The organism is Pseudomonas sp. St386, assembly GCF_018325865.1.
Classification (GTDB): Bacteria; Pseudomonadota; Gammaproteobacteria; order Pseudomonadales; family Pseudomonadaceae; genus Aquipseudomonas; species Aquipseudomonas brassicacearum.
The window spans coordinates 6,279,578-6,305,570 of the sequence record NZ_AP021900.1; the positions used below are offsets into that span (position 1 = coordinate 6,279,578).

Genomic DNA, 25,993 nt, shown 5'->3' on the forward strand with positions numbered 1-25,993 from the left:
CGCAAGCCTTGGGGTACGTCAATCAGGGAAATCAGCAGTCAGGCTTATCCGCCGTAAACCGCCGCGCCGGGTTCACCGCCGCCCCGAACTCACGCAACGCCTTGGCGCCAATCAGCAACGGGTAATTGAAACTGCTGCGGTCCGTCAGGTTGACCTCGACCGTGCGCTTGACGTTACCCAGGCACAACTCCAGATCGACCACCGGGCGCTTGGTGGGCGCGATCTTTTCATCGTCTTCTTCATCTTCCTCGGAACGGGTCTTGATCTTGCTGATGCGCGCGATCTTGTGCTCGTAGACCTTGTTGCTCGCACCCTTGGTCGCCAGGCGGAACCGCACCCAGTCATCGCCGTCGCGGGTGAAGGTCTCGATGTCCTTGGCCGACAGCGAGGCGGTCAGGGCGCCGGTGTCCATCTTGGCCTTGAGCACTTCGCCGCCAATTTCCGGCAGCGCGATGTATTCGTAGCGCCCGTACAGGGTTGGCTCGGCGGCCAGCACTGGAAGGGCCACCAGGGAAAGCAGGGCGAGAAAGGACTTCATGCAATAAGGCTTCCTGTGTGGGTGGTTTTTTTAGACCGTGACCGACGGATTCGTTCGGTTGGTCATGCACCTGTGGCCCAGCCTACCCCGGCCAAGGTGAAACTTTCGTCCACACCGATTTGGCCTGCCGCCCGAAGCTTGCTTATCATGGCCCGCCCACCTGTTTGCAAGAGTCATCTATGCGCCGCCTGCTCACCGGCTGTTTCGTCACGCTGCTGTTATTGCTCAACACCCTGGTGCTGTTCGGGCCGTTGATGGTGTTCGCCGTGCTCAAACTGGTCCTGCCCGGGCGCTTTCGCGACTATGCCTCGTGGTCGGTGATGTGGATCGCCGAGACCTGGGCCGAGATCGACAAGCTGATCTTCGCCCTGTGCATCCCCACCCGCTGGGACATCCGCGGCGGCGCGGACCTGCGAGGCGATACGTCTTACCTGGTGATCAGCAATCACCAATCCTGGGTAGACATCCCCGCCCTCGTCCAGACCCTCAACCGGCGTACGCCGTTCTTCAAGTTCTTCCTCAAGAAAGAGCTGATCTGGGTGCCGTTCCTGGGGTTGGCCTGGTGGGCGCTGGACTACCCCTTCATGAAGCGCTACACCAAGGCTTTCCTGGCAAAGAACCCGGAACTGGCCGGCAAGGACCTGGAAATCACCAGGGCCGCCTGCGAACTGTTCAAGCGCCAGCCGGTCACCGTGGTCAACTACCTCGAAGGCACCCGCTTCACCGCCGCCAAAAGCCAACAACAGCAATCGCCTTTCACCCACCTGCTCAAGCCCAAGGCCGGGGGCGTGGCGTTCGTGCTGGCAGCCATGGGTGAGCAACTGGACGCGGTGCTGGACGTGACCGTGGTCTATCCGCAAGAGCGCATTCCCGGGTTCTGGGACTTGATCAGCGGCGCGGTGCCCAGGGTCATCATCGACATCCAGACCCGCGAACTGGACCCGACGCTATGGCAAGGCGACTACGAAAACGACCCGGTGTTTCGCCAGCACGTGCAGGACTGGGTCAACCAGCTATGGACTGAAAAGGACCGGCGCATCGCGGCCCTGCGCAGCGAGGGAAGTACTGCCTGACCGTTCTGACAGGCAACGCCGCGGATGAATACCTTAAAGCGGGAGGTCTGCTTTTTTGGACCTGCCCTCTTTTAATTCCAAATCGACATAAAAAACTGTCAACCCTGACAGTAGCCCTGGCCAGGCACAGCCGCAAACATGTCGCCGACACAGAATATGGAGGCAGGCCAATGGGAATCTTCATGACAGGCGGCTCTGGAATACTCTTGCTGATAATCGGTCATGTCCACGCCGAAGAAGTCACTCACCCGAGTGCGGCACCCAGCCATGGAAATAATGAAACGGTAGAGATTCAGGATGATCGCGAATGGCAGCAACCGCGCCTCATACAGGCCGCCAACCCAGCGGTGGAGCAATTGAACGAGGCCGAGTTCGCGATCCATGAATCCGACGAAGAGGAACAAGCATTAAGCAGGGTAACCCTCACCTGCAATGTGGGTGGCATCCATCTCACGCTGCATTACCTTCAGGCCCAAGCGCCAACACCCGACTGCTTCAGCTTGAGCTTTTAAGGGCTTCGTGGCGGATTTTCGATGTCGCCACCTTTATCTATCAGACACCTGCACCCGCTCCCCAAATACCACCCAGGTTCTGCAGCAGCGAACCGGCAACACCCTGTTGGCCGAGATACTGCAGAATGATCGGAGCAAACTGGCCGATCATGCCGCTGTCCATGCCCAGCGCACTGAAGGCATTGTTCAGGTCGCCGGTGTCCTTGACGTTACCCAGCAGGCCATCGAGTAAGGCATTTTTGTCCGACCCGCCGCCGAGCAAACCGCCCAGGCCATTGAGCCCACCGATGGCGCTGTTCCCAGCAATCTGATCCAGGCCCGGCACACTGTTGCTCAACTCGGAAAACTGCGGCTCGCTGAGTCGGTTCTTCGCCAGCCCCAGCATCGCACCGGCACCGCCGATGGCCTGTTCCGGCGTGATCTTGAGTTCCGATCCCAGGGTATTGAGCAGCCCGGCGGCTTTCGGCGCGGCGGCTACGACGCCCTCCCCCTGCTCGCCTTGGTTGCCCTGCATCGCCGACACCACATTGGCTGCGTCACTGAGGCTGAACTGCGCGAAGGCCGGGCTGGCAACCAGCGCCAACAGGCAAGACAGAGCAAAACCGCGTGAGACCTTCATCAGGAACTTCCTCTCGACCATTAAAAAGCCGCCCATTGAGGGCGGCGTTAAACGTGCTTTAGACCGACGCGGGCAAAAATTGTTCCTATACCTATTACATTAATGGCCGACAGCCATATCAGAAGAGTCTTACATGGTCACCAGAAGTATCTGATCTTGAAGAAAATCATGTTTTTATATAGCTGAAAGTTACCAAACATTCATACACAGTTCTAAATTGACATAAATAACTGTCAACATTGACAGTAGCCCGCCCCGACCAAAGCCGTGAATCATTGAATTGAGCCCTGGAGCCTGGCACATGAAAAGAATACTGGCTGGAGGCGCGGTGTTGCTTTGGCTGATCATCGGCCACGCCCATGCCGGTGAAATAACCTGCCCTGCCGTCACTGACATCCGTAGAAACATTGAAACGGTGGAAGATGTTTTCTTCGTCGATATACAGGACGGCCACGAATGGGAGAGCGAAAGCCTGGTGGACGTGGTCGACCCGTCATCGTTGCGATTCGAAGGCGCCAAGTACGTTATCCATGAAACCGACGAGGACACACAGGCAGTCACAAGGGCGACCATCACGTGCCGGTACGGGGACATAAATCTGAATCTGGAGTATCAGCAGATCCTGGAACCGGCCTTTTCAGTGTGGGTGGATAATCGTTGCGAAAGCCCGGATACCAGAATGTGCAGGCTAATGGACGGTGACTACTTCAACCTGATTTATTGATCGCGAATGGCAACCGCGTCACTGTTCCTGCACAGCGGCTCATTGCGCCCTGCCATCGCCTGCACCGTTACCGTACAGTGCGACCTCCTCCAGCAGAGCTTGCCTATGAACGTAAAAATCGGCGGCGCGACCCTCGCCGTCATCCTGACGGGCATGCTCATTGCTCTCGGCGTCACCGAGTGCCAGCGTGGCCCATTGAATCCGGAACTGGCCGACGGCACCAGCGAAGAACAAAAGACCTGGCTGACCATCGAGCACCGCATCAAACGCTCCGACCCGACTCTCACCGATGTGACCCGCGACCAGCAAACGCTGACCGTGCTTTACCGTCCAGGTGCTTGCGCGAATGACTGCGAGCCCTGGGTCCCGCACATGCTGCGCGTTGTCGGCCATGGCCTGGCAGCGCTCAATGGCGCACCAGGGGGCAAGCAATACACGCAAGTGACGGTCAAGGCGCGACTGCTTGCCGACGATGACGTGGAACTGGTCTACGACATGCGGGGGTTCGACGCCATCAAGACCCAACAAGGCGGCTATGAAACCTTTGCCGGCATGCCTCGCAGCCTGAGTTTCAGCGCCGACGTCCTGGCCCAGGCGCAAGCCTATTGCCAAGGCCCTAGCGCCAAAGGTTTTTACCCTGAATTCTGCGAACGGGTCGGGACCGCATCTGCCCTGTAGGAGCTGGCGAAGCCTGCGATCTCTTGATCTTTCGCTTGAGACTCAAGTGTCTGGGAAAAGATCGCAACCTCGTTTCACTCGACAGCTCCTACGGACGATTCCGTTGCGCGGTGGCTGCGATGTGCTGGACGTGATCGGTCGACGGTACAGGCACAAGCCGGGCATGAACGCTGCGGCAGTCATCCAACTATCAACGCACAATCCGTTATTTCTTCTCGGTATTGCCTACTGTCAACTCTGACAGTAGGCAACTGTGGGTGCCGGCTCTAAGCTCCAGCCGAGACAGCGAAAAACAAGGCTCTGGGCAAACCACAGTCCCTGTGCCTTTCTTCATTCGGGCAAGCAGGACAATAAAAAATGAACGACCGAATCAAAGGAACCGTTAAATGGTTTAACGATGCAAAGGGCTATGGCTTCATTACCTGCGGCAAAGGAGGCGAGGAATTGTTCGTTCATTATTCGGCAATAGCTGGCGAAGGTTATAAAACGTTGAAACAGCGGCAGACCGTTTCGTTTGAAGTCGAAAAGGGAGGCAAAGGCATGCAGGCCGCGAAAGTGACGCCGGAATAACGATCGGTCAGGGCTATCACTATCAGTGCCAGGATGAGGTTTTCAAACCAATAAAAAAGGGCGACATCACTGTCGCCCTTTTTTCCGTCTTGCCCTTTACCGCTTACGCCGCACTGAACAACTTGTGCGGGTCAATCACAAACTTCTTCGGCACGCCCGCATCGAACTCGCCGTAGCCTTTCGGCGCGTCGTCCAGGCTGATGACCTGCACGCCGACGATTTCAGCAATGTTGATACGGTCCCACATGATCGCCTGCATCAGTTGGCGGTTGTACTTCATCACCGGGGTCTGGCCGGTGTGGAAGCTGTGGGATTTAGCCCAGCCCAAGCCGAAGCGAATGCTCAGGCTGCCCATTTTCGCCGCCGCATCGACAGCGCCCGGGTCTTCGGTGACGTAGAGGCCAGGGATGCCGATCTTGCCGGCTACACGGACCACGCCCATCAGCGAGTTGAGTACGGTGGCCGGGGCTTCGTGCTTGACGCCGTCATGGCCATGGCCGCGGGCTTCAAAGCCTACCGCATCGACGGCGCAATCGACTTCAGGCTCGCCCAGCAACGCGGCGATCTGTTCGTGCAACGGGGTGTCCTGGGACAGGTCGGCGATTTCGAAACCCTGGGCCTTGGCGTGCGCCAGGCGGACCGGGTTGACGTCGCCAATGATCACCACTGCTGCCCCCAGCAGGCGAGCGGAAGCAGCGGCCGCCAGGCCAACCGGGCCAGCACCGGCGATGTAGACGGTGCTGCCAGGGCCAACGCCGGCGGTGACAGCGCCGTGGTAGCCGGTCGGCAGGATGTCGGACAGGCAGGTCAGGTCGCGGATTTTCTCCATGGCCTTGTCGCGGTCCGGCAGTTTCAGCAGGTTGAAGTCGGCGTACGGCACCAGCACGTATTCGGCCTGGCCGCCGGTCCAGTCGCCCATGTCCACGTAACCATAGGCACCGCCGGCACGGGCCGGGTTGACGGTCAGGCAGACGCCAGTGTGTTGCTCTTTGCAGGAACGGCAGCGCCCGCAAGCCACGTTGAACGGCACCGACACCAGATCACCGATTTTCAGGTTCTCGACGTCGCTGCCCTTTTCGATCACTTCACCGGTGATTTCGTGACCCAGGACCAGACCGGTCTGGGCAGTGGTACGGCCGCGCACCATGTGCTGGTCGGAGCCGCAGATGTTGGTGGAGACCACGCGCAGGATGACACCGTGCTCAATCTTCCTGCCGCGCGGGTCCTGCATTTTTGGATAGTCGATTTTCTGTACTTCGACCTTGCCGTTGCCGAGATACACGACACCACGATTACCAGACATGCTTTCACCTCGCTGTTGTTTTTGTGGAACTGCGTTGCCCAGGCAGGCAGCGCGTTGATTGCTCGGGTTAGTGCTTGTGTCTTTGTTTCTTTGTTGTCTGTAAGGGCCTCATCGCGAGCAAGCTCGCTCCCACAGTTGATCGCGTACTCCCTGTGGGAGCGAGCTTGCTCGCGATGTCGGTCTAAAGAACGACAGTGCGATTGGCGTTCAAGAACACCCTTCGTTCGATGTGATACCCCACGGCCCGGGCCAGGGTGAGCCCTTCGATGTCCCGGCCCTTGGCGATCAGGTCTTCGGGATAGTGGCTGTGGTCCACCACTTCCACGCCCTGGGCGATGATCGGACCTTCATCCAGGTCGTTGTTGATGTAGTGCGCCGTGGCGCCCACCAGCTTCACGCCTTTGTTGTAGGCCTGGTGATACGGCTTGGCGCCCTTGAAACCCGGCAGCAGCGAGTGGTGGATGTTGATCGCCTTGCCGTCGAGCTTGCGACACAGCTCCGGCGACAGCACTTGCATGTAGCGCGCAAGGATTACCAGCTCGGCGCCGGTGTCTTCGATCACCTGCCACACCTGCCGCTCCTGGGAAGGCTTGTCGTTCGGGTCCAGGGGGAAATGGTAGTAGGGAATCTGGTGCCAGTCGGCCAGCGGCTTGAGGTCGGGGTGGTTGGACACCACGGCCACCACGTCCATGGACAACTGGCCGATGCGCTGGCGGTAGAGCAAGTCGTTGAGGCAGTGATCGGCCTTGGAGACCATGATCACCACTTTGGGCCGGTAGTTGGGCGGCGTCAGTTCGAAAACCATGCCGAAGGCTTCGGCACGCTCGGCCAGGCCGGAACGGAAATTCTGCTCGTCAAAACCTTCCGGTTGGCGAAACTCCACGCGAATGAAGAAGCGTCCCGAGAGCCGGTCGTCGAAGGAGTGGTGCTCGGTGACGTAGCAGCCCTGCTCGAACAGAAAGCGGGTCACCGCGTCCACCGTGCCGAGCACGCTGGGGCAGTCGGCAGTCAAGATCCATGTGTCTGGGGCGCGGCTCATTGCGGTGACTCCTGTTTGTTATGGATAACCCCCCGCCGGACACAGAACCTGTGGCGGAGGATTTATCTGTGGGAGCAAAGCTTGCTCGCGATAAAAACAACGCGGTCTATCTGGAACTCAAGCGCCTGCATCGCGAGCAAGCTTTGCTCCCACAGTTTTGCTTCCACAAGGACTGCAGTGTTTCAGGCCTGCACGCTCAAGCCATACTCAGCCGCGGCATCCTGCAACCACAGCCACCAGTAATCCGAGAAGCTGCGGCGGATCACCAGTTCCCAGGTGTCTTCGCCCGTGTGGCGGATCACCAGTTGCGACTTGGCGAACACCGTGCCCACGGCCTTGCCCACCGGGAAGTTGCTTGGGTGAACGTCATAGCTGGTGGACTTCATCAGCACGTCGCGCACGTTCGGGCCGGACAGTTCGAGGATCTGCTGGCCGCCGCTGACGTTGACGATCTGGATGTGCAGCTCGCCCAGGGCTTCGCGCAGCTTCTGCTCGGCGGTGAACTCTTCGCCAGTGGGCACCACCAACAGCCATTCATCCGGGCCAAGCCATTGCAGGCTGGTTTCACCCTTGACGATGACGGTCAGCGCACCTGGCAATTCCAGGCCCAGGGCCTTGTGCACACCGGCGGCGAACGCCGGGTCGTGACCGTCGCCACGAAGGGTCAGGTGGCCCAGGAGTTTTTTCTCGCGCACTGTCACACCGGCGTTCTTGCGGCCCTTGCCCACCAGGCTGGCGAGGTCGGCATGGTGCAGCGACGACTCGGCCTTGGCCCCGGTGGTTGGGCGTTGTTGGTACACGTTGACTGCGGTCATGTGGAGCACCTGTCTGAATGCTTGCTCGACCTGCCGGTGCTTGACGCTGTGGGAGCAAGGCTTGCCCGCGATGAACGATAACTCGGTCTGATGGCTACCGTGTCGCCTGCATCGCGAGCAAGCTTTGCTCCCACACGCCCCTCACCACAGGGCTCAAGTGTTAAATGTTCTGCCGATCCCCCTTCGGATCGAAGAACACCGAAGAAACGATCTCTGCCTCGATCACGCTGCCGTCGGCCAATGGCGCGAACACCCGCTCGCCCATCCGCTTGAGGCCGCCCCTGACCACACCCATGGCAAATGAATAACCCAGGGAGTTGTGGGCATAGCTGGAGGTCACGTGGCCAACCATGGTCATCGGAATCGCCTGCTTGGTGTTGAACACCAGTTGTGCGCCTTCCGGCAGCCAGACATTCGGGTCGATCGGCTTGAGCCCCACCAGTTGCTTGCGGTCTTCACGCACGCAATCTTCGCGATTCATGCCGCGCCAGCCGATCCACGAGAACGGCTTGGTCCGCCCTACACACCAGCCCATGTTCAGGTCGTCCGGGGTCATCGAGCTGTCAGTGTCCTGACCGACGATGATGAAGCCCTTCTCGGCCCGCAATACGTGCATGGTCTCGGTGCCATACGGGGTCAGGTTGTACTTCTTGCCGGCCTCGACGATCTGCTCGAGCACGCCCATGGCGTAGTCGGCCTGCACGTTGATTTCGTACGACAGCTCACCGGTAAACGAGATCCGGAACACCCGCGCCGGCACGCCGCCCACCAGGCCTTCCTTCCAGGTCATGAACGGGAAAGCGTCCTTGTCCAGGTCGATGTCGGTGACGTCGCTCAGCAGCTTGCGGCTGTTGGGGCCCGACAGGGTCATGGTCGCCCAGTGGTCGGTGACCGAGGTGAAGTACACCTTCAGGTCCGGCCATTCGGTCTGGTGATAGATCTCCAGCCATTGCAGCACGCGCGCCGCGCCACCCGTGGTGGTGGTCATCAGGAAGTGGTTGTCCGCCAGACAGGCTGTCACGCCGTCGTCGAAGACCATGCCGTCTTCCTTGCACATCAGACCGTAGCGGGCCTTGCCCACGTCGAGCTTGGTCCAGGCGTTGGTGTAGACGCGGTTGAGGAACTCGCGGGCGTCCGGGCCCTGGATGTCGATCTTGCCCAGGGTGGAGGCATCCAGCAGGCCAACGCTGTCGCGCACGGCCTTGCATTCGCGCTTGACCGCGGCATGCAGATCTTCACCGTTCTTCGGGAAGTACCAAGGGCGCTTCCACTGGCCGACGTCTTCGAACTCGGCGCCGTTTTTCACATGCCAGGCATGCAGCGCAGTGAAGCGCACCGGCTCGAAGATGTGCCCACAGTGCCGACCAGCCACCGCGCCGAAGGTTACCGGCGTGTAGTTCGGACGGAACATGGTGGTGCCCATCTGCGGGATGCTCACGTTCAGCGAGCGGGCCGCGATGGCCAGGCCGTTGACGTTGCCCAGCTTGCCCTGGTCGGTACCGAAGCCCAGTGCGGTGTAGCGCTTGACGTGCTCCACCGACTCGAAGCCTTCGCGGGTGGCGAGCTCGATGGCGGCGGCGGTGACGTCGTTCTGCAGGTCGACGAATTGCTTCGGTGCCCGTGCAGTGGATTTTTCGTGGGGCACCTGGAACAGCGCCAGGGTTGGCTCCTCGTGACGACTCAGGGCTTTGGGCAACACGCCCTCCACTGCATTGAAGCCGGCTTCGTTGGCCGCGCGCACGCCGCCCTCGAAGCCATCGGCCAAGCTATCGCCAAGGCTGTAGACACCGTTCACACCACCGACGCACACGCGCTTTTGCGGTGCTTCGCCCGGTACGAAACCGAGGATATCTTCACGCCAGATCGGCTTGCCGCCCAGGTGCGAAGCCAGGTGAACCACCGGGCTGTAGCCGCCGGAACTGGCTACCAGATCGCAGTCCAGCCATTCGCCGGGGCTGGTGACTTTGTGGGCACGGACGTCGATCGCGGCAACACGTGCCCCCGTGACGCGCTTGCTGCCGCGGGCCTCGATCACGGCGCTGCCGGTGAGGATACGAATGCCCTTGGCGCGGGCCTCTTCCACCAGCGCACCACGCGGGTTGCTGCGCGCATCGGCAACGGCCACCACTTGCAGGCCGGCGTCGAACCAGTCCAGGGCCACGCGATAGGCATGGTCGTTGTTGGTGCTCAGCACCAGTTTCTTGCCCGGTGCCACGCCGTAGCGACGCACGTAGGTGGACACCGCACCGGCCAGCATGTTGCCCGGCACGTCGTTGTTGCCGTAGACCAGCGGACGCTCGCAGGCGCCGGTCGCCAGGACCACGCGCTTGGCGCGGACGCGGTTGATGCGCTGGCGGACCTGGCCGATGGGCGCTCGATCACCGAGGTGGTCGGTAAGGCGCTCATGGATGGTCAAGAAGTTATGGTCGTGGTAACCGTTCACCGTGGCGCGAGGCAGCAACACCACTTCTGGCATCGAGCGCAGTTCAGCCACCGCCGCAGCGACCCATTCGATCGCAGGCTTGCCGTCCAGGCTCTCGCGGGAGTCGAGCAGGCTGCCGCCGAACTCTTCCTGCTCATCGGCCAGGATGACGCGCGCACCGCTGCGGGCCGCGGCCAGTGCGGCGGCCAGGCCGGCAGGGCCAGCGCCGACGATCAGCACGTCGCAGTGGCGGTTCATGTAGTCGTAGGTGTCCGGATCGTTCTCGGTCGGCGAGCGACCCAGGCCGGCAGCCTTGCGGATGTACTTCTCGTAGGTCATCCAGAACGATTGCGGGTACATGAAGGTTTTGTAGTAGAAGCCCGGCGGCATCAGTTTGCCGCCGACCTTGCCGAGAATGCCCATCATGTCGTTGTTCACGTTCGGCCAGCCGTTGGTGCTGGTGGCGACCAGACCCTGGTACAGCGCCTGTTGCGTGGCGCGCACGTTAGGGATTTGTGTGGCTTCGGTGGCACCGATCTGCAGCACGGCGTTCGGCTCTTCGGCACCGGCGGCGAAGATGCCGCGAGGACGCGAATACTTGAAGCTGCGGCCAATGATGTCGACACCGTTGGCCAGCAGCGCAGCGGCCAGGGAATCGCCCTCGAAGCCTTTGTAGGTCTGGCCGTTGAAGGTGAAGCTCAGCGCTTTGTTGCGGTCGATCCGTCCACCGTTGGACAGGCGATTGATCTGGCTCATACCTTCTCTCCCAGAGCCTGTGCGGCCGCTTTCGGACTGTCAGCCTTGTCGGTGAATTGCGGCTTTTGGCCGATCTTGTAGGTTTCGAGAATCTCGTAGGTCACGGTGTCGCGGGTCACGTTGAAGTACTGGCGGCAACCGGCGACGTGATCCCACAGCTCATGGTGCAACCCGCGCGGGTTGTCACGGAAGAACATGTAGTCGCCCCACTGTTCGTCGGTGCAAGCGTTCGGATCCAGTGGACGCGGGATATGCGCCTGGCCGGATGCATGGAATTCCTCTTCGGAGCGCAGTTCGCCGCAGTGAGGACAGAAGATGTGCAACATAGGGATTTCTCCTGTTAGTGGGCGACGGCAGCAGCGCCGTGTTCGTCGATCAGTGCGCCGTTGTGGAAACGGTCGATGGAAAACGGCGCGGCCAGCGGATGCATTTCACCCTTGGCCAGGCTTGCAGCGAAGACGTTGCCCGAGCCCGGTGTTGCCTTGAAGCCGCCGGTGCCCCAACCGCAGTTGAAGAACATGTTCGGCACCGGGGTCTTGGAGATGATCGGGCAGGCGTCCGGCGTGGTGTCGACGATGCCGCCCCACTGACGGTTCATGCGCACCCGCGAGAGCACCGGGAACATTTCGACGATGGCCTGGATGGTGTGTTCGATCACCGGGTACGAACCACGCTGGCCGTAGCCGTTGTAGCCGTCGATACCGGCGCCGATCACCAGGTCGCCCTTGTCGGACTGGCTGATGTAGCCGTGCACGGCGTTGGACATGATCACGCTGTCGATAATCGGCTTGATCGGCTCCGACACCAGCGCTTGCAGCGGGTGGGATTCGATCGGCAGGCGGAAGCCCGCGAGCTTGGCCATGTGTCCGGAGTTACCAGCGGTCACCACGCCGACACGCTTGGCGCCGATGAAGCCCTTGTTGGTTTCCACGCCGATGCACACGCCGTTTTCCTTGCGGAAACCGATCACTTCGGTCTGCTGGATCAGGTCCACGCCCAACGCGTCCGCCGCCCGGGCAAAGCCCCAGGCCACGGCATCGTGACGGGCCACGCCGCCGCGACGCTGGACGGTGGCGCCCATCACCGGGTAACGGGTGTTCTTCGAGCAATCCAGGTATGGGATCTCGTCGGCCACTTGCTTGGCGTTGAGCAGCTCGCCGTCCACGCCGTTGAGGCGGTTGGCGCTGACGCGACGCTCGGAATCACGGATGTCCTGCAGGGTGTGGCACAGGTTGTAGACGCCACGCTGGGAGAACATCACGTTGTAGTTCAGGTCCTGGGACAGGCCTTCCCAGAGTTTCATCGCGTGTTCGTACAGGTGGGCCGATTCGTCCCACAGATAGTTGGAGCGCACGATGGTGGTGTTGCGCGCGGTGTTACCGCCGCCCAACCAGCCCTTCTCGACCACGGCCACGTTGGTGATGCCGTGTTCCTTGGCCAAGTAGTAGGCGGTCGCCAGGCCATGCCCGCCACCGCCGACGATGACCACGTCATAGACCTTTTTCGGGGTCGGCGTGCGCCACATCCGCTGCCAGTTTTCGTGATGGCTGAGAGAGTGTTTGAAGAGGCCGAAGCCCGAATAGCGTTGCATAGTCATTACTCCAAAACCGACTCAGCGATAAACCGGGAAGTCCGCGCACAGGGCCGCCACTTGCTGCGCGACATTGGCCTCGACATCGGCATCGCCGAGGTTGTCGAGAATGTCGCAGATCCAGCCGGCCAGCGTGACGCACTGGGTCACCTTGAAGCCACGCGTGGTCACCGCCGGGGTGCCAATGCGCAGGCCCGAGGTCACGAACGGTGATTGCGGGTCGTTCGGCACGGCGTTCTTGTTGACGGTGATGTGGGCACGGCCCAGGGCAGCATCGGCGTCCTTGCCGGTCAGGCCCTGACGGATCAGGCTGACCAGGAACAGGTGGTTATCGGTACCACCGGACACTACATCGTAGCCGCGCTTGATGAACACGCCAGCCATGGCCTGGGCGTTATCGATCACTTGCTGCTGGTAAGCCTTGAAGCCAGGCTCCGCCGCTTCCTTGAAGCATACCGCCTTGCCGGCGATCACGTGCATCAGCGGGCCACCCTGGGCGCCGGGGAATACCGCGGCGTTGAGCTTCTTCTCGATCTCTTCGTTGGCCTTGGCCAGGATCAGGCCGCCACGTGGACCGCGCAGGGTCTTGTGGGTGGTGGTGGTGACCACGTCGGCGTAAGGCAGTGGATTAGGGTACAGACCGGCGGCGACCAGACCGGCAACGTGGGCCATGTCGACGAACAACAGGGCACCGACCTTGTCGGCGATCTGGCGGAAACGTGGGAAATCCAGGGTCTTGGAGTAAGCGGAGAAACCGGCAACGATCATCTTCGGCTTGTGCTCGACCGCCAGGCGCTCGACTTCGTCGTAGTCGATCAGGCCGGTGGTGGTGTCGATACCGTATTGCACCGCGTTATAGAGCTTGCCCGAGGACGACACCTTGGCACCGTGGGTCAGGTGACCGCCGTGGGCCAGGCTCATGCCCAGGATGGTGTCGCCGGCCTGCAGCAGGGCCAGGTATACGGCGCTGTTGGCCGAAGAGCCGGAGTGCGGCTGGACGTTGGCGTAATCGGCACCGAACAGTTGCTTGGCGCGCTCGATGGCCAGGGCTTCGACTTTGTCGACGTGCTCGCAGCCACCGTAGTAGCGCTTGCCCGGATAGCCTTCGGCGTACTTGTTGGTCAGGCCGCTGCCCTGGGCCTCCATCACGCGCTTGCTGGTGTAGTTTTCTGACGCGATCAGTTCGATGTGATCTTCCTGGCGTTGCTCTTCGGCGTTCATCGCCGCCAGCAGTGCATCATCGTAGCCTTGGATTTGGTCTTGCTTGCTGAACATCGCGTCTCTCCCAGCGGCGGCGGTGCGCCTTTCGTCTCGGTGAGGCACGGACCGTTCGGTCGTGCCCTTTGGATGCGATGGTATGGCTGGCGCAGGCATGTCAAATGCCTATGGACGCCACGCAAAGGTGCGTTTACGACATGGGATCAAAGAGTCGGAGAGCAAGGCCTGCGCGATAGCACTGTGGGAGCAAAGCTTGCTCGCGATCCAGGCGCCTCGGTCCATGGGAGCGCGCGGCGCTTTCATCGCGGGCAAGCCTTGCTCCCACTGGCTTTGCTCCCGCACCTTAGTTCCCAAGATGCTGCTCCCATAGGGTTACTCGACGATATGGCGAACCGCGAGCAGTAACAGGAAATGCGCGGGATAAAGGCCATACGCCCAGCGCCGCATCGCCGGTGGATGAAAACGACCAGCCTGTCGCAAAAGCATCAGCCCAAGCCATGGCGCGATCAGGCAAGCCACCAGCCCCCACAACGCCACCCCATCCCCCAGCCATGCCGCGCCATACAACACCCGCCATTGATTGGCCGCCACGCAGACCAACCCCGGCAACAAGGCGAAATACCAGGGCCGGCGAAACACCAGCAGCATCGCCAGCGGCAGCAACACACCGAAGAACCCGAACATCAGTTGCGATGAAAACAGTGCCGCCAACAACAACGCCACCGCGGCCAGGCCGCGCGCTTCCAGCGTCGGCACCCGCCAACTGCGCGCCACCAGCAAGCCCAGGACCAGGGTTGGCATCACATTCAGGGTGACGGGATCAGGGATGAACAAGCGGTAGGGGATTTCGCTGACGGCACTGAATAACAACAGCCAGCCCAGGTAACGCCATGAGGCGGTACTGGTGTCGTTGCGCGCCAGGTTCGCCGCCATCGCCAGGCAGAACCACGGAAATGCCAACCGCCCCGGCACATAGAGCCAATCGACGGAGAAACCGACATATCGCAGATGATCGAGCACCATCGCCAACAGAGCCAGCCACTTGAGCAGGTCCAGCGCTCCGTCGCGCCGGCTCATGTATAAAGCCGCGCGACGAGATTGATACTTTCCGACAGAAACATCCGGTGTGTTCCCCCGCTAATCTTGGGTAAAGTGCGCACCAACATAGATCACGGCGTTGCGCACTCAAGCGCACCGAACCATGATCGACACGGCGCTGTGGACCCAAACACGCCGCACCATGGAACGCCCCACCCGGGCATTCCGCCAGGGATCTCTTTATCCAGGACTCTCTATTCAAGGAGCAAGGCCATGACCGACAAGAGTCAACAGTTTGCCAGCGACAACTATTCCGGCATTTGCCCCGAAGCCTGGGCGGCCATGGAAGAAGCCAACCAGGGTCACCAACGCGCCTACGGCGACGACGAGTGGACCCACCGCGCAGCGGACGATTTCCGGGCCTTGTTCGAAACCGACTGCGAAGTGTTCTTCGCGTTCAACGGCACGGCGGCCAACTCCTTGGCGTTGTCCTCACTGTGCCAGAGTTACCACAGCGTGATCTGCTCGGAAACCGCCCACGTCGAAACCGACGAATGCGGCGCGCCGGAGTTCTTCTCCAACGGCTCCAAGCTGCTGGTGGCGCGCACCGAAAACGGCAAGCTGACCCCCGAGTCGATCCGTGAGATCGCCCTCAAGCGCCAGGACATCCACTACCCCAAGCCCCGGGTCGTGACCCTGACCCAGGCCACGGAAGTCGGCAGTGTCTACACCCCGGAAGAAATCCGCGCCATCAGCGTCACCTGCAAGGAACTGGGGCTGAACCTGCACATGGACGGCGCGCGTTTTTCCAACGCCTGCGCCTTCCTCGGCTGCTCCCCGGCCGACCTGACCTGGAAGGCCGGCGTGGACGTGCTGTGCTTCGGCGGCACGAAAAACGGCATGGCGGTAGGTGAGGCGATCCTGTTCTTCAACCATGACCTGGCCGAAGACTTCGACTATCGCTGCAAACAGGCCGGGCAACTGGCCTCGAAGATGCGCTTCCTCTCCGCGCCCTGGGTCGGCCTGCTGCAAAACCAGGCCTGGCTCAAGCACGCCCGCCACGCCAACCACTGCGCCCAATTGCTGGCAGAGCTGGTCAGCGACATTCCCGGCGTGGAACTGATGTTCCCGGTTCAGGCCAACGGCGTGTTCCTGCAACTCTCGGAACCGGCCATCGCCGCGCTGACCGCCAAGGGCTGGCGTTTCTACACGTTCATTGGCAAAGGCGGCGCACGCTTCATGTGCTCGTGGGATACCGAAGAAGCACGGGTGCGGGAATTGGCGGCGGATATTCGGGAAGTGATGGCAGGCTAGGAAAGCCGCCCCGGCCTGTCATGCCCGCCGTGGTGAAAGAGGCTTACTGTGGGAGCAAAGCTTGCTCGCGATGCAGACGGCTCGGTCCATGGGAGACCGCGTCGCTTTCATCGCGGGCAAGCCTTGCTCCCACAGGGCTTTGCTCCCACAGCAAGCTTTGCTCCCACAGACCTTAATCCCACGGGAGGTGCTCACCGCTACTTGGATGGGCAGATCAGAACTCGATCCGCACATCCCCCTTCGGCACGCTGCAGCACGACAGGATGTAGCCCTCGGCCTCGTCGTCCTCGGTGATCCCGCCGTTGTGGTCCATTTCCACTTCCCCGCCCAGCTTCAGCACCTTGCAGGTGCCGCAGATGCCCATGCCGCAGGCCTTGGGGATCATCATGCCGAGCTTGGCGGCGGCGGCGTGTACGGTTTCTCCCGGTCCCACGCGGATGCTCTTGCCCGAGGAGGTGAACTCCACCAGGTGCAAGTCCGCCGCGTCGACTTCAGGGGCGTCGGCGGCCTGTTCGGCCTGCTCCACGGCGTCGGCGCGGGCTTCCGGTGGCGTGGCGCCGAAGGATTCCTCGTGATAACGCTTCATGTCGTAGCCGGCCGCTTCCAGCAGGCGCTTGACTGCGGTCATGTACGGGGTCGGGCCACAACAGAACACCTCGCGATCGAGGAAGTCGGGCACCATCAATTCCAGCATCTTGTGGTTCAGATAACCGCGATAGCCGGCCCAGGGCTCGCCCAGGCCATGTTTTTCGCAGATCAGGTGCAAGCTGAAGTTGTCGATCCGCGACGCCATGTGTTCCAGCTCGCGGTGGTAGATGATGTCCTTGGGCGAGCGGGCACTGTGGATAAAGGTCATGTCGACATTGGCGTTGGTGTCGTAGAACCAGCGCGCCATGGACATGCATGGCGTGATCCCCACGCCACCGCTCAGGTACAGGACTTTCGGGCTCGGGAAATCGATGGCGTTGAACAACCCCACCGGCCCGTGCACCGCCAGCTCCTGGCCTTCATGCAGAGTGTCGTGCAACCAGTTGGAAACCTTGCCCCCCGGTACGCGCTTGATGGTCACCGAGAAACTGTAGGGCACCGACGGCGAGCTGGAGATGGTGTAGGAGCGCATGACCGGCTGGCCTTCGATTTCCAGCTCCAGGGTGACGAATTGCCCAGGCTTGAAAAAGAACAGGATCGGCTGGTCAGCCATGAAGCAGAAGGTGCGCACATCCCAGGTTTCCTGGATGACTTTGACGCAACGTACGATATGTCGGCCATTGGCCCAGGTCTGGGTCGTGACCGGGTTCAGGAAGTTATTGGACATGCTGATCTCCACGGCCGACTGTCGGCCTTCATGAGGGCGATTGTGCGCAGGCGCCTGGGTGACCATTTACCTATCTGCGACATTCACATACTTATCGCGACCAGCCCCCAACTACCGGGGCTTGCGCGTCGGGAACAGATTGGGCCATGTCGCCCATGGATAAGGTTCGGCCCCTGCGCGGCCCCACACTCGCCCCAACAGATAAACAAAGTTTTCTGCCTTGCGTAGCACAACCGATTAGTCATTTTTCGCCGGCCACATAGAGGGCCATGAGGATAAAACGATGGACGTCACCACTACCCTTAGCCTGGGCGATCCGCTGGAACCCGCACGCAAGGCCACCGCGCAAATGCTGCAAGAGCGTGAGCGCACCTTTTCGCTGCCGCAGCCGTTCTACTCCGATGAGCGCCTGTTTGATATCGATATGCAGGAAATCTTCCAGAAAGAATGGTTGATCGCCGGCATGACCTGCGAAATCCCGGCCAAGGGCAACTACCTGACCCTGCAAGTCGGCAAGAACCCGATCATCGTGATTCGTGGTGCCGAGGGCGTGGTGCATGCGTTCCATAACGTCTGCCGCCACCGCGGTTCGCGGCTGTGCACCAGCGACAAGGGCAAGGTCGCCAAACTGGTCTGCCACTACCACCAGTGGACCTACGAGCTGGACGGACGCCTGCTGTTCGCTGGCACCGAGATGGGCGCCGACTTCGACATGAAGCAGTACGGCCTCAAGCCTGTGAACGTGAAGACCGCTGGTGGCTACATCTTCATCAGCCTGGCCGAGAACCCGCCGGCCATCGATGACTTCCTGTCGACGCTGAACCATTACATGGAACCGTACGACATGGAGAACACCAAGGTGGCGGTGCAAACCACCTTGATGGAAAAAGCCAACTGGAAACTGGTGCTGGAAAACAACCGTGAGTGCTACCACTGCGGCGGCGCGCACCCGGAACTGCTCAAGACCCTGCTGGAATGGGACGACGTCACCGACCCACGCGCCGACCAGGCGTTCAAGGACCACGTGGCCGCCTCCGCCGCCGCCTGGGACGCCGAGAAGATCCCTTACGCCCACGCCAGTTTCGGCCTGCGCAACCGCATCGTGCGCATGCCGCTGCTCAAGGGCACCGTGTCGATGACCATGGACGGCAAGCAAGGCTGCGCCAAGCTGATGGGCCGCATCAAGAACCCGGACCTGGGCTCGATGCGCATCCTGCACTTGCCGCACTCGTGGAACCACTGCATGGGCGACCACATCATCGTGTTCACCGTGTGGCCGATCAGCGCCCAGGAAACCATGGTCACCACCAAGTGGCTGGTGCACAAGGACGCGGTCGAAGGCGTGGACTACGACGTCGCGCGCATGCGCCAGGTCTGGGACGCCACCAACGACCAGGACCGTCGCCTGGCAGAAGAAAACCAGCGCGGCATCAACTCCACCGCCTACCAGCCAGGCCCGTACTCCAAGACCTATGAGTTCGGCGTGGTGAACTTCGTCGACTGGTACAGCGAGCGCATGCTCAACAACCTGGGGGCCGAACCGGCGCCGTACCTCAAGGGCGTTCCGGTCCAGGGCTAAAATCCAAAGCTTCGGTTGATGATCGTCCCCACGCTCTGCGTGGGGATGCAGCCCGGGACGCTCTGCGTCCCAAAAGCGAACGCGGAGCGTCCGTAGAGGCATTCCCACGCAGAGCGTGGGAACGATCTTCAGTGGGAAGACCACCGCACACTGCCATCCTCCCCATAAAACGTCTCGACAATCTCCTCCCCCTTCAGCCGCACCTTCACATACCCGTTCAACACCCGCTGCGGATACGCCTCGTCTCCCGCCAGCTGCGTTTCCGACCACAGCACCCGGGCATGCCCATTCAACTCGCTGGTAGTACCGTAGGGAATCGCTCCGTGCCCGGCGCAGCGCGCATGCAGCCCGCCTTGCGGCGCGTAGCAGATACCGTTGTGCAGATGCCCCCAATACCAATAATCCGGCTCGCGCCCCAAGGCATCGCACACCGGTTGGTAAAGCGCCGTCTTGTTGTGCCCGGAAATATCAAAACCCTGGTGATGACTGAGCACCATGAGTTTCTTGCGCTTGGGCAGGGTCTTCATCCACTCGATCTGCTGGGTGTTGAGGGTGCCGTCCATGTACAGGTTCATGGCGTCCGAGGCGTAAGCACTGTCGAGGCCGACCACAAGCCAGTCGTCGTTATACAAGGCAAAGTAACTGGTGCCTTGCTGCACAGGGAAACGCTTGGACAGTTCCTTGAAATAGCCGTGGGCACCGCTGTACATCTCATGGTTGGAATTGAGAGTAAACGCGCCATGCTTGCCCTGGGGCCAGCCGACCATGTCGACGTCTTCCTGGGAATGGGTGCCGGCGTAATACACGTCGCCCAGATGGATGGTGAAATCGGCCAGGGCCAGTTGCATCTGGTTGGCCACCGCCACCGCCGGGGCATGACTGTCGAACGGCCCGGTGCCCCAGTCGCCAGCGATGGCCAGCACCACGTCGCTGTCCATTTTCACCAGCGCCGGGTTGGTGGCGAACGGCGCGTGGTGGCGCAGGTTCTCGATCCACTTGAGCAGCGCCTCGCTCCACAACAGGTCCAGCAGCTCCCATTTGCGGCAGCCGAGCAAGGTGCCGTCCTTGAGTACCCGGGTCGGCAACTCGTCCTCGCTTTGCGGCAGGGGCGTGGCGTTGCCGATCTTGAGGATCGACAAGCCGTGGGACAACTCCCACGGCACGGCCGGTTCGTCGTCCGGCAGGTCGCCATGCTCGATGACATGCTGGGCCTGGTCGTGGCCTCGCTGCAGCAGCTTGACGATGGCCTGGAACTCCTCGGGCTCCAGGTCGTTGACGAGTTTTTTCCAGGACATTTCCAACCGCGTGACCAACCCGTGCAGGCGGACCTTGACCTTGTCGAACTCATGTTCCCAATGGTGCAGTAATGACATGTGAACGCTCCTTCGCAATGCCCTGGGCTACAGGGTCTTCATGAATTCGATCAGGGCCCGTTTGTCGACGTCCGACAGCTGCGTGCCATACAGGTGGCCGCCGTTGTGGTTGCCTTCCAGACGGGTGTCGTATTTGAAATCCGCCGACGCCTTCATCTGCGCGCCACTGGTGATGAAGCCGACTTTCTGCGGGTCGTAGATGTCGGAGCCGGTGTAGAACACCTGCGGACGCTGCTCCGGCGCTTGCAGCAAATCCCACAGGGTCGGCACCGAACCGTTGTGCAGGTACGGCGCGCGCAGCCAGATGCCGTCGGTGGGCGTGTTGCTGTAGCTCTGGGTCTTGCGGTAGGCGTTGAAGTCGAATGGCGGTTTCTTGAAGCCGTGGAACGCCGTCACCAGGCCGGTGGTGAAGGAATTCAGGCGATGGGGATCGGTGCCCAACTGGTCGATGTTGGTGGTGACCTGGCCGGTGTCGCTGCGGCCAAAATCGTGGCAGCCGGCGCAGTTTTTCTCCCAGATCGGTTTGCCCTGGGCGACTTTCGCCTGGTCCAGGGCGAACGGCCAGGCCGGTGCCTTGTGGCCCAACAGCCAGTTGGTCACGCGATTGAAACTCGGCGGCAACACCGATTGCGGCGTCGCCCCCACGGCCATCGCCGCTGCGTAGTTGCGTTCGTGGATCTTGTTGTTATTGCCATCCCAATGCAGGTACATGGACTCGCGCGGTTTCTGGTTCCAGACCTGCGGCAGATCCACGGTGCCGATGGTGGAGTCATCCGGGAAGCCGAACACCACCATTTTGGTCGGATTGAAGGTGTCGGTCCGCCCTGACCCCTGGGCCGGACGCAGCTTCTGCCAGGCGTAGGCCTGCTTCTGCTTGAGCAGCGCACTCTTGGCCATCGGGATGATCAGGTAACGGTTGTACAGCTTCTCGAAAAAACCCAGTTGGAACTTGCTGTTGATCGCCGCCATGACAGCATCCGGGGTGAATTTCGGGTCGCTGGCGCAATCGTAGGCAAACCACTGGAAGGCTTGCAGTTGCAGGGTATTGGCCGGTGCGGTGGCGACCGGAACCGCTACGTCACTGGCGTTGGCCCGGTAGGAACCGGTGTGGCACAGGGCGCAGTTCGGTTCCACCGTGGGGTAGCCGAGCTGCCGCTTGGCCATGCCAATGGGCAGATCGTTGCCGTTTTCGTAGAGAAAACCGAACACCTCGTAGCCGCCCGGCTTGGGCAGTTTTTCCGGGCACATCTGTGGCAGCACGGCGAACAGGTAGTACGGAATCCGCGCCTCGATGCCGAGGCCAATGGCGGCGTATTTGTAATGGTCTTCATCGGAGGCGAAGTCCGGTTGCGGCACTTCCCGGATCATCTGGTACCAGGTCTGGTAGCCGATGAAGCCCAGCACCAGCAGCACCACCAGCGTGCCGACCTTGAAAGCGTGGCTCTGCCAGCGCAGCGCCCAGCCGGCACGCCATTCCCGCCAGCCGGCGCAGAGCAAGGCCAGCGGGCGATTGGCCGCTGGGCAGCCGAGGTACAGCAGCACGCCCAGGATCAGGAACATGCTCAGGTCGCCCATCAACATCGGCACGAACACCTGGCCCTGGTTGTTGGTGTTGATCAGGTAGATCCAGAACACCACAGCCACCAGCCGCGACAGCACGCACAACCACGAATGCACGACGAAACGCGGCGCGTTGAACCCCGAGGGCATGTAGAACAGGCTGATCCCCACCAGCAACATGCCGGCGTTTTCCAGCCAGGGATCGGATAACACGGGCGGCAGGCCGAGCATGGACGTCAGCAACGCCGGCGCAAACAGCGCCGGAATCGCGAAGAACATGTTCATGACGATCCCGACCCAGATGATGCGTTGGAACCAGCGGATGTAAGTGTTCATGGCATCCTTTTCCTTATTCCTGACTCACGAGATGCGGCGCTCTGGTGATCGCCATCGCGAGCAAGCTCGCTCCCACACTGGATCAGCGGTACATAGCCCCCTTGTGGGAGCGAGCTTGCTCGCGATGCAGTCGACTCGGTCTTGAGTCAACCGAGCGCCGTCTTCTCCAGGTGCTCGAGGATGATCGGATACACATCCACCACCGCATCCTTGCCGAACATGCAGTCGATGTGGCCGTAACCCGGTATCTCGTGACGGCTGAACAACTGCGGGCCGTGCATCTCGCACAGTCGCTCGTAGGTCTTGAGGGTGCTTTGCGGCAAGTAGCACTGGTTGTCGGCACCGCTGATGAAGCAGATCGGCAATTTCAACCGATCGAAATGCGGCATGTAGACGTCGTTGCCCTTGAAGTCCACCAGGTGCCCCTTGCGCACGATCAGCGCCAAGTGCTCGAAGGTCTGGATGTTCGACTCGCCGAACAATTCATGCAGGTTGTCGTGCAGGGTTTCGTTGAGGGTGTCGTGGCGGTACAGCGAGGCATACATGAACGTGATGCGATGGCAGACCGGGTTGGTGCAGTAGCCCTGGGCCTCGATCCGGGCATAGCCGTTGAGGGCCTTGTCGTAGAGTTTGTTGAACCAGCTTTCCTTGGTGTCGGCGTAGGCCGTGAGGGACTTGATGCCGATGGCATCGAGCATCCCCGGCAAATGCAAACCGGCCTTCAGCCCAGTAGCAGTGGCGACCACCGTGTCGGCGGCGATCTGTGAGCAGACCACCGAACGCACGCCCTGCAAACCCGCCAGCATCGACATGAAGAACGTCGTCGCACCGTAGCAATGCACTACGCACTGCACGTCACTGGCCAGGGTCGCCTGCTGGATCTGCTCGATGGCGGCCTTGAAATCGTACTGGGCCACCTGGTCGCCGTTCCATTCATTTTTGCTGGCCGGCAGCAGGATGCTCACCCGCAAATCCAACAGCCAGACGTCGTATTCGTGCTTGCAGAGGTATTCCAGCAAGTTGGTGTGGATGGTGTCGGTGGAGAAAATATTAGAGCCCACGCCCAGGCCATGGACCAACATCACCGGACCTTTGGTGCCGGCCTGGTAACGGGTCAGGCGCAGCTCGACGTTGTCTTCGGTCTGGAAGAAATGCACCACCGGTGGCGGCGCATCCAACGGCCGTTTCAACCGGGGCGGCGCGTCCGGGTTGAAGTAGACGTCGCCGGCGAAGACACCGCCATAGCTCTCCCACAAGACGCCGGCAAAGAACTTGCCGAACCGCGCCAGCGCCTCCACGCGTTCACGTTCATTGCGGGCATTGAGCACTTTCATGGTGGTCATTTGCTTGGCGAAGTCGGCCGGCAGAATGTGCATCACCCCCGAACCGATCACCGCGCCGGTCTTGTCCGGCCCACGATAGAGGGTGACGTACAAGGTACTGGTGTCGTGCCAGATGTTCAGCACACCGTTATCCTCGGGCACCGTCTTGAAGGCGCTGAAGTAATAGTCGCTGCCGTCTTCGGCGGTTAGCTTCATGTCGTAGTTCATGTGCCGCACGCCAACCTGTTCCTGGTACTGCTCGAACAGGTTGAATACCCCATTGCTGGCGACCAGCGGCTGCGACGAGAGCGACGGTGCGTCGAGGGTGCCCACCAGGGTCGCGGCGTGTTCCGGTTCCTTGATCATCCGGTTGAGGTCGGCGGCGGTGATGGTCAGCGTGAATTCGATGGGCGAGTTGTCGGTCTTGCCGCGCTTGGCCGCCGCTTCGTACAGGCTGAGATCGGTGCCCTGGGGCTGAGTGAAGGCGGTGGAAAAATAGCCCTTCATGGTTTCAGTGAACTGCACGCCAAGTGTCGGCGCCGCCACCGCTTTACGCGGGGCCGAAGGCAGCGTGTAGTCGATGATCCAACCCCGATCAGCCGCCAGCAGGCCCACGTTGCGCTCGCTCACCGCCGAGATGGTCAGCAGCGGGTTGACCGCCAACGACGTCGGGATCACCGAACCGTCGGTCACGTACAGGCCCGGGTAGACATCGGTGCCACTGGCGCCACTAAACACCTGGCCCTTGTGGTTGACCACGCCTTGAGTCGCATCCTCGCCCATCACGCAACCGCCCAGGGGATGGACCGAGACGATGCTGTGCTTGAGCAGCTTGGTCCAGATCGGGTTCTCGACCCAGATCCCACCCAGGGCCTTGGTGCTCTGGTGCAGCCGCTCGTTGCCAAGGGTGACGTTTTCCTGTTCGCCGACGCCGGGCCAGTCGATGCGCAACTGGTCCTTGTTGTCGAGCAGCATGCGGCCCTTGCCGTTGTCATGGCTCATGATCAGATAGGTCTGCATGTTATGCAGCGCGCCGTAGTAGGGGCCGCGCAAAAAGCTCTCGGCTTCGCGCCCCTTGTACTTGAGGCTGGCGCCGAAGCCGGTGTCGGTGGGCACGCCGATCATTTCGGCAAACGCCGCCATGCTCGGCACCATGGCCCGGCCGAGGGCGCCGGGAATAGAACCTTCCTCGATGACCATGCGGCTGCGCCAGTCACCCTCGGTGCGCATGTCGATGACCGAGGTGATGCATGGCCCCACCGGTTCCAGTTCCTTGGCCGAATGGGCACCGAAGCCGATGCCATTGATGACCTGGTCGCAGTTGTGGCCGAAGCCGAGAATGTCGCCGTTGCCGCTCATGTTCTCGCCCAATTGGCTGGACATCGACAGGCCCTTGTCCCGCGAGCGCAACATGATTTCGGTGGAGCCCAGGGTGCCGGCAGACACCACCACGATGTCGGCGCGCACGAACAGGGTCGGCGCCGAGAACATCTCGCGACCGCTGTCCAGGTATTGGAAGTGCACGATCCAACCATCGCCGTCGCGCTCCAGGTGCCGCACCTCGGCCTGGCAGAAAATCTCCGCGCCGTGGTTCCAGGCATCCGGCAGGTAGTTCATCAGCGTGGTGTTCTTGGCCTTGTTGTTACAGCCCGAAACGCAATCGCCACAACCATTGCACGGCAGCTGTTCGACACCGACGTGGTTGAGGTTGTTGGGCAGCTTGTCGAAAGTCACGTTGATCGGCGGCTTGTAGAAATGCGCGCCTTGCTTGAGGTAATCGGCCGATTTTTTGTGCGCGTCAAGCTTGGGCAGGTTCGGCTCCGAGGCCGGATACGAATTGGGCTTGAGCATCTCCCGGGCCCGGGCGTAGCCGTCCTTGAGCAGCGTGTCCTGGTGCTCACGGACCGCCTGGGGCCAGCGCGGGTCCTCGAACACGCCAGGCTCCGGCTCCAGCGAAACGTTGGCATTGATCAGCGACGTGCCGCCCAGGCCACAACCGACCACCACGTTCTGCTGGGCGTTGACATGCAGGTCGAACAGCCCGGTGCGCGAACCGATGTGGCCATCCGGGTCATGGACTTGCAGTTCCTCGGTGGCCGCGAGCAGGGTATTGGGGTATTCGCCGGGCTGGATTTCCCGGCCACGCTCCAGCAGGCACACCTTGCGCCCGGCCCGGGACAGGCGTGAGGCAGCAATGCCGCCCCCGTAGCCGGAACCGATGACGATCACGTCGTAGTGCTCCTGGATATCACTGATGGGGGTCGAGATCCGTGTCATGTTCAAGTCCTCTCAGGCAGA

The 25,993-nt window shown here is 61.3% G+C and carries 21 protein-coding genes; 7 read left to right on the forward strand and 14 right to left on the reverse strand.

What is annotated here, in order from left to right; genetic code table 11:
• Nucleotides 1-31: 31 nt before the first annotated feature.
• A complete protein-coding gene (locus tag KI235_RS27875) occupies nucleotides 32-538 on the reverse strand; it encodes an ATP-dependent zinc protease (protein ID WP_003206282.1) in 507 nt (168 codons plus the stop codon).
• A gap of 179 nt (nucleotides 539-717) precedes the next feature.
• Between KI235_RS27875 and KI235_RS27880 the strand changes: the two genes are divergently transcribed.
• Nucleotides 718-1,611: an acyltransferase gene (locus tag KI235_RS27880; protein ID WP_003206284.1), complete on the forward strand. Its 894-nt coding sequence runs from the start codon at nucleotides 718-720 to the stop codon at nucleotides 1,609-1,611.
• Nucleotides 1,612-1,781: 170 nt separating this feature from the next.
• Nucleotides 1,782-2,123, forward strand: coding sequence for a hypothetical protein (locus KI235_RS27885; protein WP_039013107.1), 342 nt, complete (start codon nucleotides 1,782-1,784; stop codon nucleotides 2,121-2,123).
• Between the two features lie 40 nt (nucleotides 2,124-2,163).
• Here KI235_RS27885 and KI235_RS27890 read toward each other — a convergent pair whose 3' ends face one another.
• Nucleotides 2,164-2,742, reverse strand: coding sequence for a DUF2780 domain-containing protein (locus tag KI235_RS27890; protein ID WP_028237472.1), 579 nt, complete (start codon nucleotides 2,740-2,742; stop codon nucleotides 2,164-2,166).
• Between the two features lie 301 nt (nucleotides 2,743-3,043).
• Here KI235_RS27890 and KI235_RS27895 point away from each other — a divergent pair, with 301 nt between their 5' ends.
• The 3 genes from KI235_RS27895 to KI235_RS27905 all read left to right on the forward strand — a co-directional run bounded on the left by KI235_RS27895 (nucleotide 3,044) and on the right by KI235_RS27905 (nucleotide 4,714).
• On the forward strand, nucleotides 3,044-3,466 hold the full coding sequence (locus KI235_RS27895) for a DUF3757 domain-containing protein (protein ID WP_027912941.1): 423 nt from the start codon (nucleotides 3,044-3,046) through the stop codon (nucleotides 3,464-3,466).
• 105 nt (nucleotides 3,467-3,571) lie between these two features.
• Nucleotides 3,572-4,144 carry a hypothetical protein gene (locus KI235_RS27900; protein WP_028237471.1) on the forward strand — a complete coding sequence of 191 codons (573 nt, stop codon included), beginning with the start codon at nucleotides 3,572-3,574 and terminating at the stop codon, nucleotides 4,142-4,144.
• A 357-nt stretch (nucleotides 4,145-4,501) separates the two neighbouring features.
• Nucleotides 4,502-4,714: a cold shock domain-containing protein gene (locus KI235_RS27905; protein WP_003206294.1), complete on the forward strand. Its 213-nt coding sequence runs from the start codon at nucleotides 4,502-4,504 to the stop codon at nucleotides 4,712-4,714.
• Between the two features lie 103 nt (nucleotides 4,715-4,817).
• On the opposite strand, the gene fdhA is transcribed toward KI235_RS27905, so the two are convergent.
• From fdhA to KI235_RS27945, 8 genes are all read right to left on the reverse strand, one after another.
• A complete protein-coding gene (fdhA, locus tag KI235_RS27910; RefSeq protein WP_003206297.1) occupies nucleotides 4,818-6,017 on the reverse strand; it encodes a formaldehyde dehydrogenase, glutathione-independent in 1,200 nt (399 codons plus the stop codon).
• A 181-nt stretch (nucleotides 6,018-6,198) separates the two neighbouring features.
• Complete coding sequence (gene purU / locus KI235_RS27915) at nucleotides 6,199-7,056, reverse strand: formyltetrahydrofolate deformylase (RefSeq protein WP_003206299.1); 858 nt, start codon at nucleotides 7,054-7,056, stop codon at nucleotides 6,199-6,201.
• A gap of 182 nt (nucleotides 7,057-7,238) precedes the next feature.
• Nucleotides 7,239-7,871 (reverse strand): sarcosine oxidase subunit gamma family protein, encoded by a 633-nt coding sequence (soxG, locus tag KI235_RS27920; protein WP_028237469.1) that lies wholly within the window; start codon nucleotides 7,869-7,871, stop codon nucleotides 7,239-7,241.
• Nucleotides 7,872-8,031: 160 nt separating this feature from the next.
• A complete protein-coding gene (locus KI235_RS27925; protein ID WP_212795386.1) occupies nucleotides 8,032-11,049 on the reverse strand; it encodes a sarcosine oxidase subunit alpha in 3,018 nt (1,005 codons plus the stop codon).
• Nucleotides 11,046-11,375, reverse strand: a complete 330-nt coding sequence (locus tag KI235_RS27930; RefSeq protein WP_003206305.1) for a sarcosine oxidase subunit delta — start codon at nucleotides 11,373-11,375, stop codon at nucleotides 11,046-11,048. Before KI235_RS27930 ends, KI235_RS27925 begins: the two co-directional genes overlap by 4 nt.
• 14 nt (nucleotides 11,376-11,389) lie before the next feature.
• Entirely contained in the window at nucleotides 11,390-12,640 is a 1,251-nt protein-coding gene (locus KI235_RS27935) for a sarcosine oxidase subunit beta (protein ID WP_003206307.1), read from the reverse strand.
• A 21-nt stretch (nucleotides 12,641-12,661) separates the two neighbouring features.
• The gene (gene glyA / locus KI235_RS27940) at nucleotides 12,662-13,915 is read right to left on the reverse strand and encodes a serine hydroxymethyltransferase (RefSeq protein WP_003206308.1); all 1,254 of its coding nucleotides are present in this window, start codon (nucleotides 13,913-13,915) and stop codon (nucleotides 12,662-12,664) included.
• A gap of 315 nt (nucleotides 13,916-14,230) precedes the next feature.
• The gene (locus KI235_RS27945) at nucleotides 14,231-14,935 is read right to left on the reverse strand and encodes a TraX family protein (protein ID WP_003206311.1); all 705 of its coding nucleotides are present in this window, start codon (nucleotides 14,933-14,935) and stop codon (nucleotides 14,231-14,233) included.
• 234 nt (nucleotides 14,936-15,169) lie between these two features.
• On the opposite strand from KI235_RS27945, the gene KI235_RS27950 reads away from it, so the two are divergent.
• On the forward strand, nucleotides 15,170-16,210 hold the full coding sequence (locus KI235_RS27950) for a low specificity L-threonine aldolase (protein WP_003206313.1): 1,041 nt from the start codon (nucleotides 15,170-15,172) through the stop codon (nucleotides 16,208-16,210).
• Between the two features lie 214 nt (nucleotides 16,211-16,424).
• On the opposite strand, the gene gbcB is transcribed toward KI235_RS27950, so the two are convergent.
• A complete protein-coding gene (gene gbcB, locus KI235_RS27955) occupies nucleotides 16,425-17,525 on the reverse strand; it encodes a glycine-betaine demethylase subunit GbcB (RefSeq protein WP_003206314.1) in 1,101 nt (366 codons plus the stop codon).
• Between the two features lie 283 nt (nucleotides 17,526-17,808).
• On the opposite strand from gbcB, the gene gbcA reads away from it, so the two are divergent.
• A complete protein-coding gene (gene gbcA, locus KI235_RS27960) occupies nucleotides 17,809-19,104 on the forward strand; it encodes a glycine-betaine demethylase subunit GbcA (RefSeq protein ID WP_003206316.1) in 1,296 nt (431 codons plus the stop codon).
• Between the two features lie 128 nt (nucleotides 19,105-19,232).
• Here gbcA and KI235_RS27965 read toward each other — a convergent pair whose 3' ends face one another.
• The 3 genes from KI235_RS27965 to KI235_RS27975 all read right to left on the reverse strand — a co-directional run bounded on the left by KI235_RS27965 (nucleotide 19,233) and on the right by KI235_RS27975 (nucleotide 25,972).
• On the reverse strand, nucleotides 19,233-20,477 hold the full coding sequence (locus KI235_RS27965; protein WP_003206318.1) for a metallophosphoesterase: 1,245 nt from the start codon (nucleotides 20,475-20,477) through the stop codon (nucleotides 19,233-19,235).
• 27 nt (nucleotides 20,478-20,504) lie between these two features.
• Nucleotides 20,505-22,373 (reverse strand): hypothetical protein, encoded by a 1,869-nt coding sequence (locus KI235_RS27970; RefSeq protein ID WP_212795387.1) that lies wholly within the window; start codon nucleotides 22,371-22,373, stop codon nucleotides 20,505-20,507.
• Nucleotides 22,374-22,519: 146 nt separating this feature from the next.
• Nucleotides 22,520-25,972: a GMC oxidoreductase gene (locus tag KI235_RS27975; RefSeq protein ID WP_212795388.1), complete on the reverse strand. Its 3,453-nt coding sequence runs from the start codon at nucleotides 25,970-25,972 to the stop codon at nucleotides 22,520-22,522.
• Nucleotides 25,973-25,993 lie beyond the last annotated feature (21 nt).

What these genes read in the sequence shown, in the direction of transcription:
- KI235_RS27875 (WP_003206282.1), bottom strand. Translation starts at nt 538, where the DNA reads ATGAAGTCCTTTCTCGCCCTGCTTTCCCTGGTGGCCCTTCCAGTGCTG.
- KI235_RS27880 (WP_003206284.1), top strand. Translation starts at nt 718, where the DNA reads ATGCGCCGCCTGCTCACCGGCTGTTTCGTCACGCTGCTGTTATTGCTC.
- KI235_RS27885 (WP_039013107.1), top strand. Translation starts at nt 1,782, where the DNA reads ATGGGAATCTTCATGACAGGCGGCTCTGGAATACTCTTGCTGATAATC.
- KI235_RS27890 (WP_028237472.1), bottom strand. Translation starts at nt 2,742, where the DNA reads ATGAAGGTCTCACGCGGTTTTGCTCTGTCTTGCCTGTTGGCGCTGGTT.
- KI235_RS27895 (WP_027912941.1), top strand. Translation starts at nt 3,044, where the DNA reads ATGAAAAGAATACTGGCTGGAGGCGCGGTGTTGCTTTGGCTGATCATC.
- KI235_RS27900 (WP_028237471.1), top strand. Translation starts at nt 3,572, where the DNA reads ATGAACGTAAAAATCGGCGGCGCGACCCTCGCCGTCATCCTGACGGGC.
- KI235_RS27905 (WP_003206294.1), top strand. Translation starts at nt 4,502, where the DNA reads ATGAACGACCGAATCAAAGGAACCGTTAAATGGTTTAACGATGCAAAG.
- fdhA (WP_003206297.1), bottom strand. Translation starts at nt 6,017, where the DNA reads ATGTCTGGTAATCGTGGTGTCGTGTATCTCGGCAACGGCAAGGTCGAA.
- purU (WP_003206299.1), bottom strand. Translation starts at nt 7,056, where the DNA reads ATGAGCCGCGCCCCAGACACATGGATCTTGACTGCCGACTGCCCCAGC.
- soxG (WP_028237469.1), bottom strand. Translation starts at nt 7,871, where the DNA reads ATGACCGCAGTCAACGTGTACCAACAACGCCCAACCACCGGGGCCAAG.
- KI235_RS27925 (WP_212795386.1), bottom strand. Translation starts at nt 11,049, where the DNA reads ATGAGCCAGATCAATCGCCTGTCCAACGGTGGACGGATCGACCGCAAC.
- KI235_RS27930 (WP_003206305.1), bottom strand. Translation starts at nt 11,375, where the DNA reads ATGTTGCACATCTTCTGTCCTCACTGCGGCGAACTGCGCTCCGAAGAG.
- KI235_RS27935 (WP_003206307.1), bottom strand. Translation starts at nt 12,640, where the DNA reads ATGCAACGCTATTCGGGCTTCGGCCTCTTCAAACACTCTCTCAGCCAT.
- glyA (WP_003206308.1), bottom strand. Translation starts at nt 13,915, where the DNA reads ATGTTCAGCAAGCAAGACCAAATCCAAGGCTACGATGATGCACTGCTG.
- KI235_RS27945 (WP_003206311.1), bottom strand. Translation starts at nt 14,935, where the DNA reads ATGAGCCGGCGCGACGGAGCGCTGGACCTGCTCAAGTGGCTGGCTCTG.
- KI235_RS27950 (WP_003206313.1), top strand. Translation starts at nt 15,170, where the DNA reads ATGACCGACAAGAGTCAACAGTTTGCCAGCGACAACTATTCCGGCATT.
- gbcB (WP_003206314.1), bottom strand. Translation starts at nt 17,525, where the DNA reads ATGTCCAATAACTTCCTGAACCCGGTCACGACCCAGACCTGGGCCAAT.
- gbcA (WP_003206316.1), top strand. Translation starts at nt 17,809, where the DNA reads ATGGACGTCACCACTACCCTTAGCCTGGGCGATCCGCTGGAACCCGCA.
- KI235_RS27965 (WP_003206318.1), bottom strand. Translation starts at nt 20,477, where the DNA reads ATGTCATTACTGCACCATTGGGAACATGAGTTCGACAAGGTCAAGGTC.
- KI235_RS27970 (WP_212795387.1), bottom strand. Translation starts at nt 22,373, where the DNA reads ATGAACACTTACATCCGCTGGTTCCAACGCATCATCTGGGTCGGGATC.
- KI235_RS27975 (WP_212795388.1), bottom strand. Translation starts at nt 25,972, where the DNA reads ATGACACGGATCTCGACCCCCATCAGTGATATCCAGGAGCACTACGAC.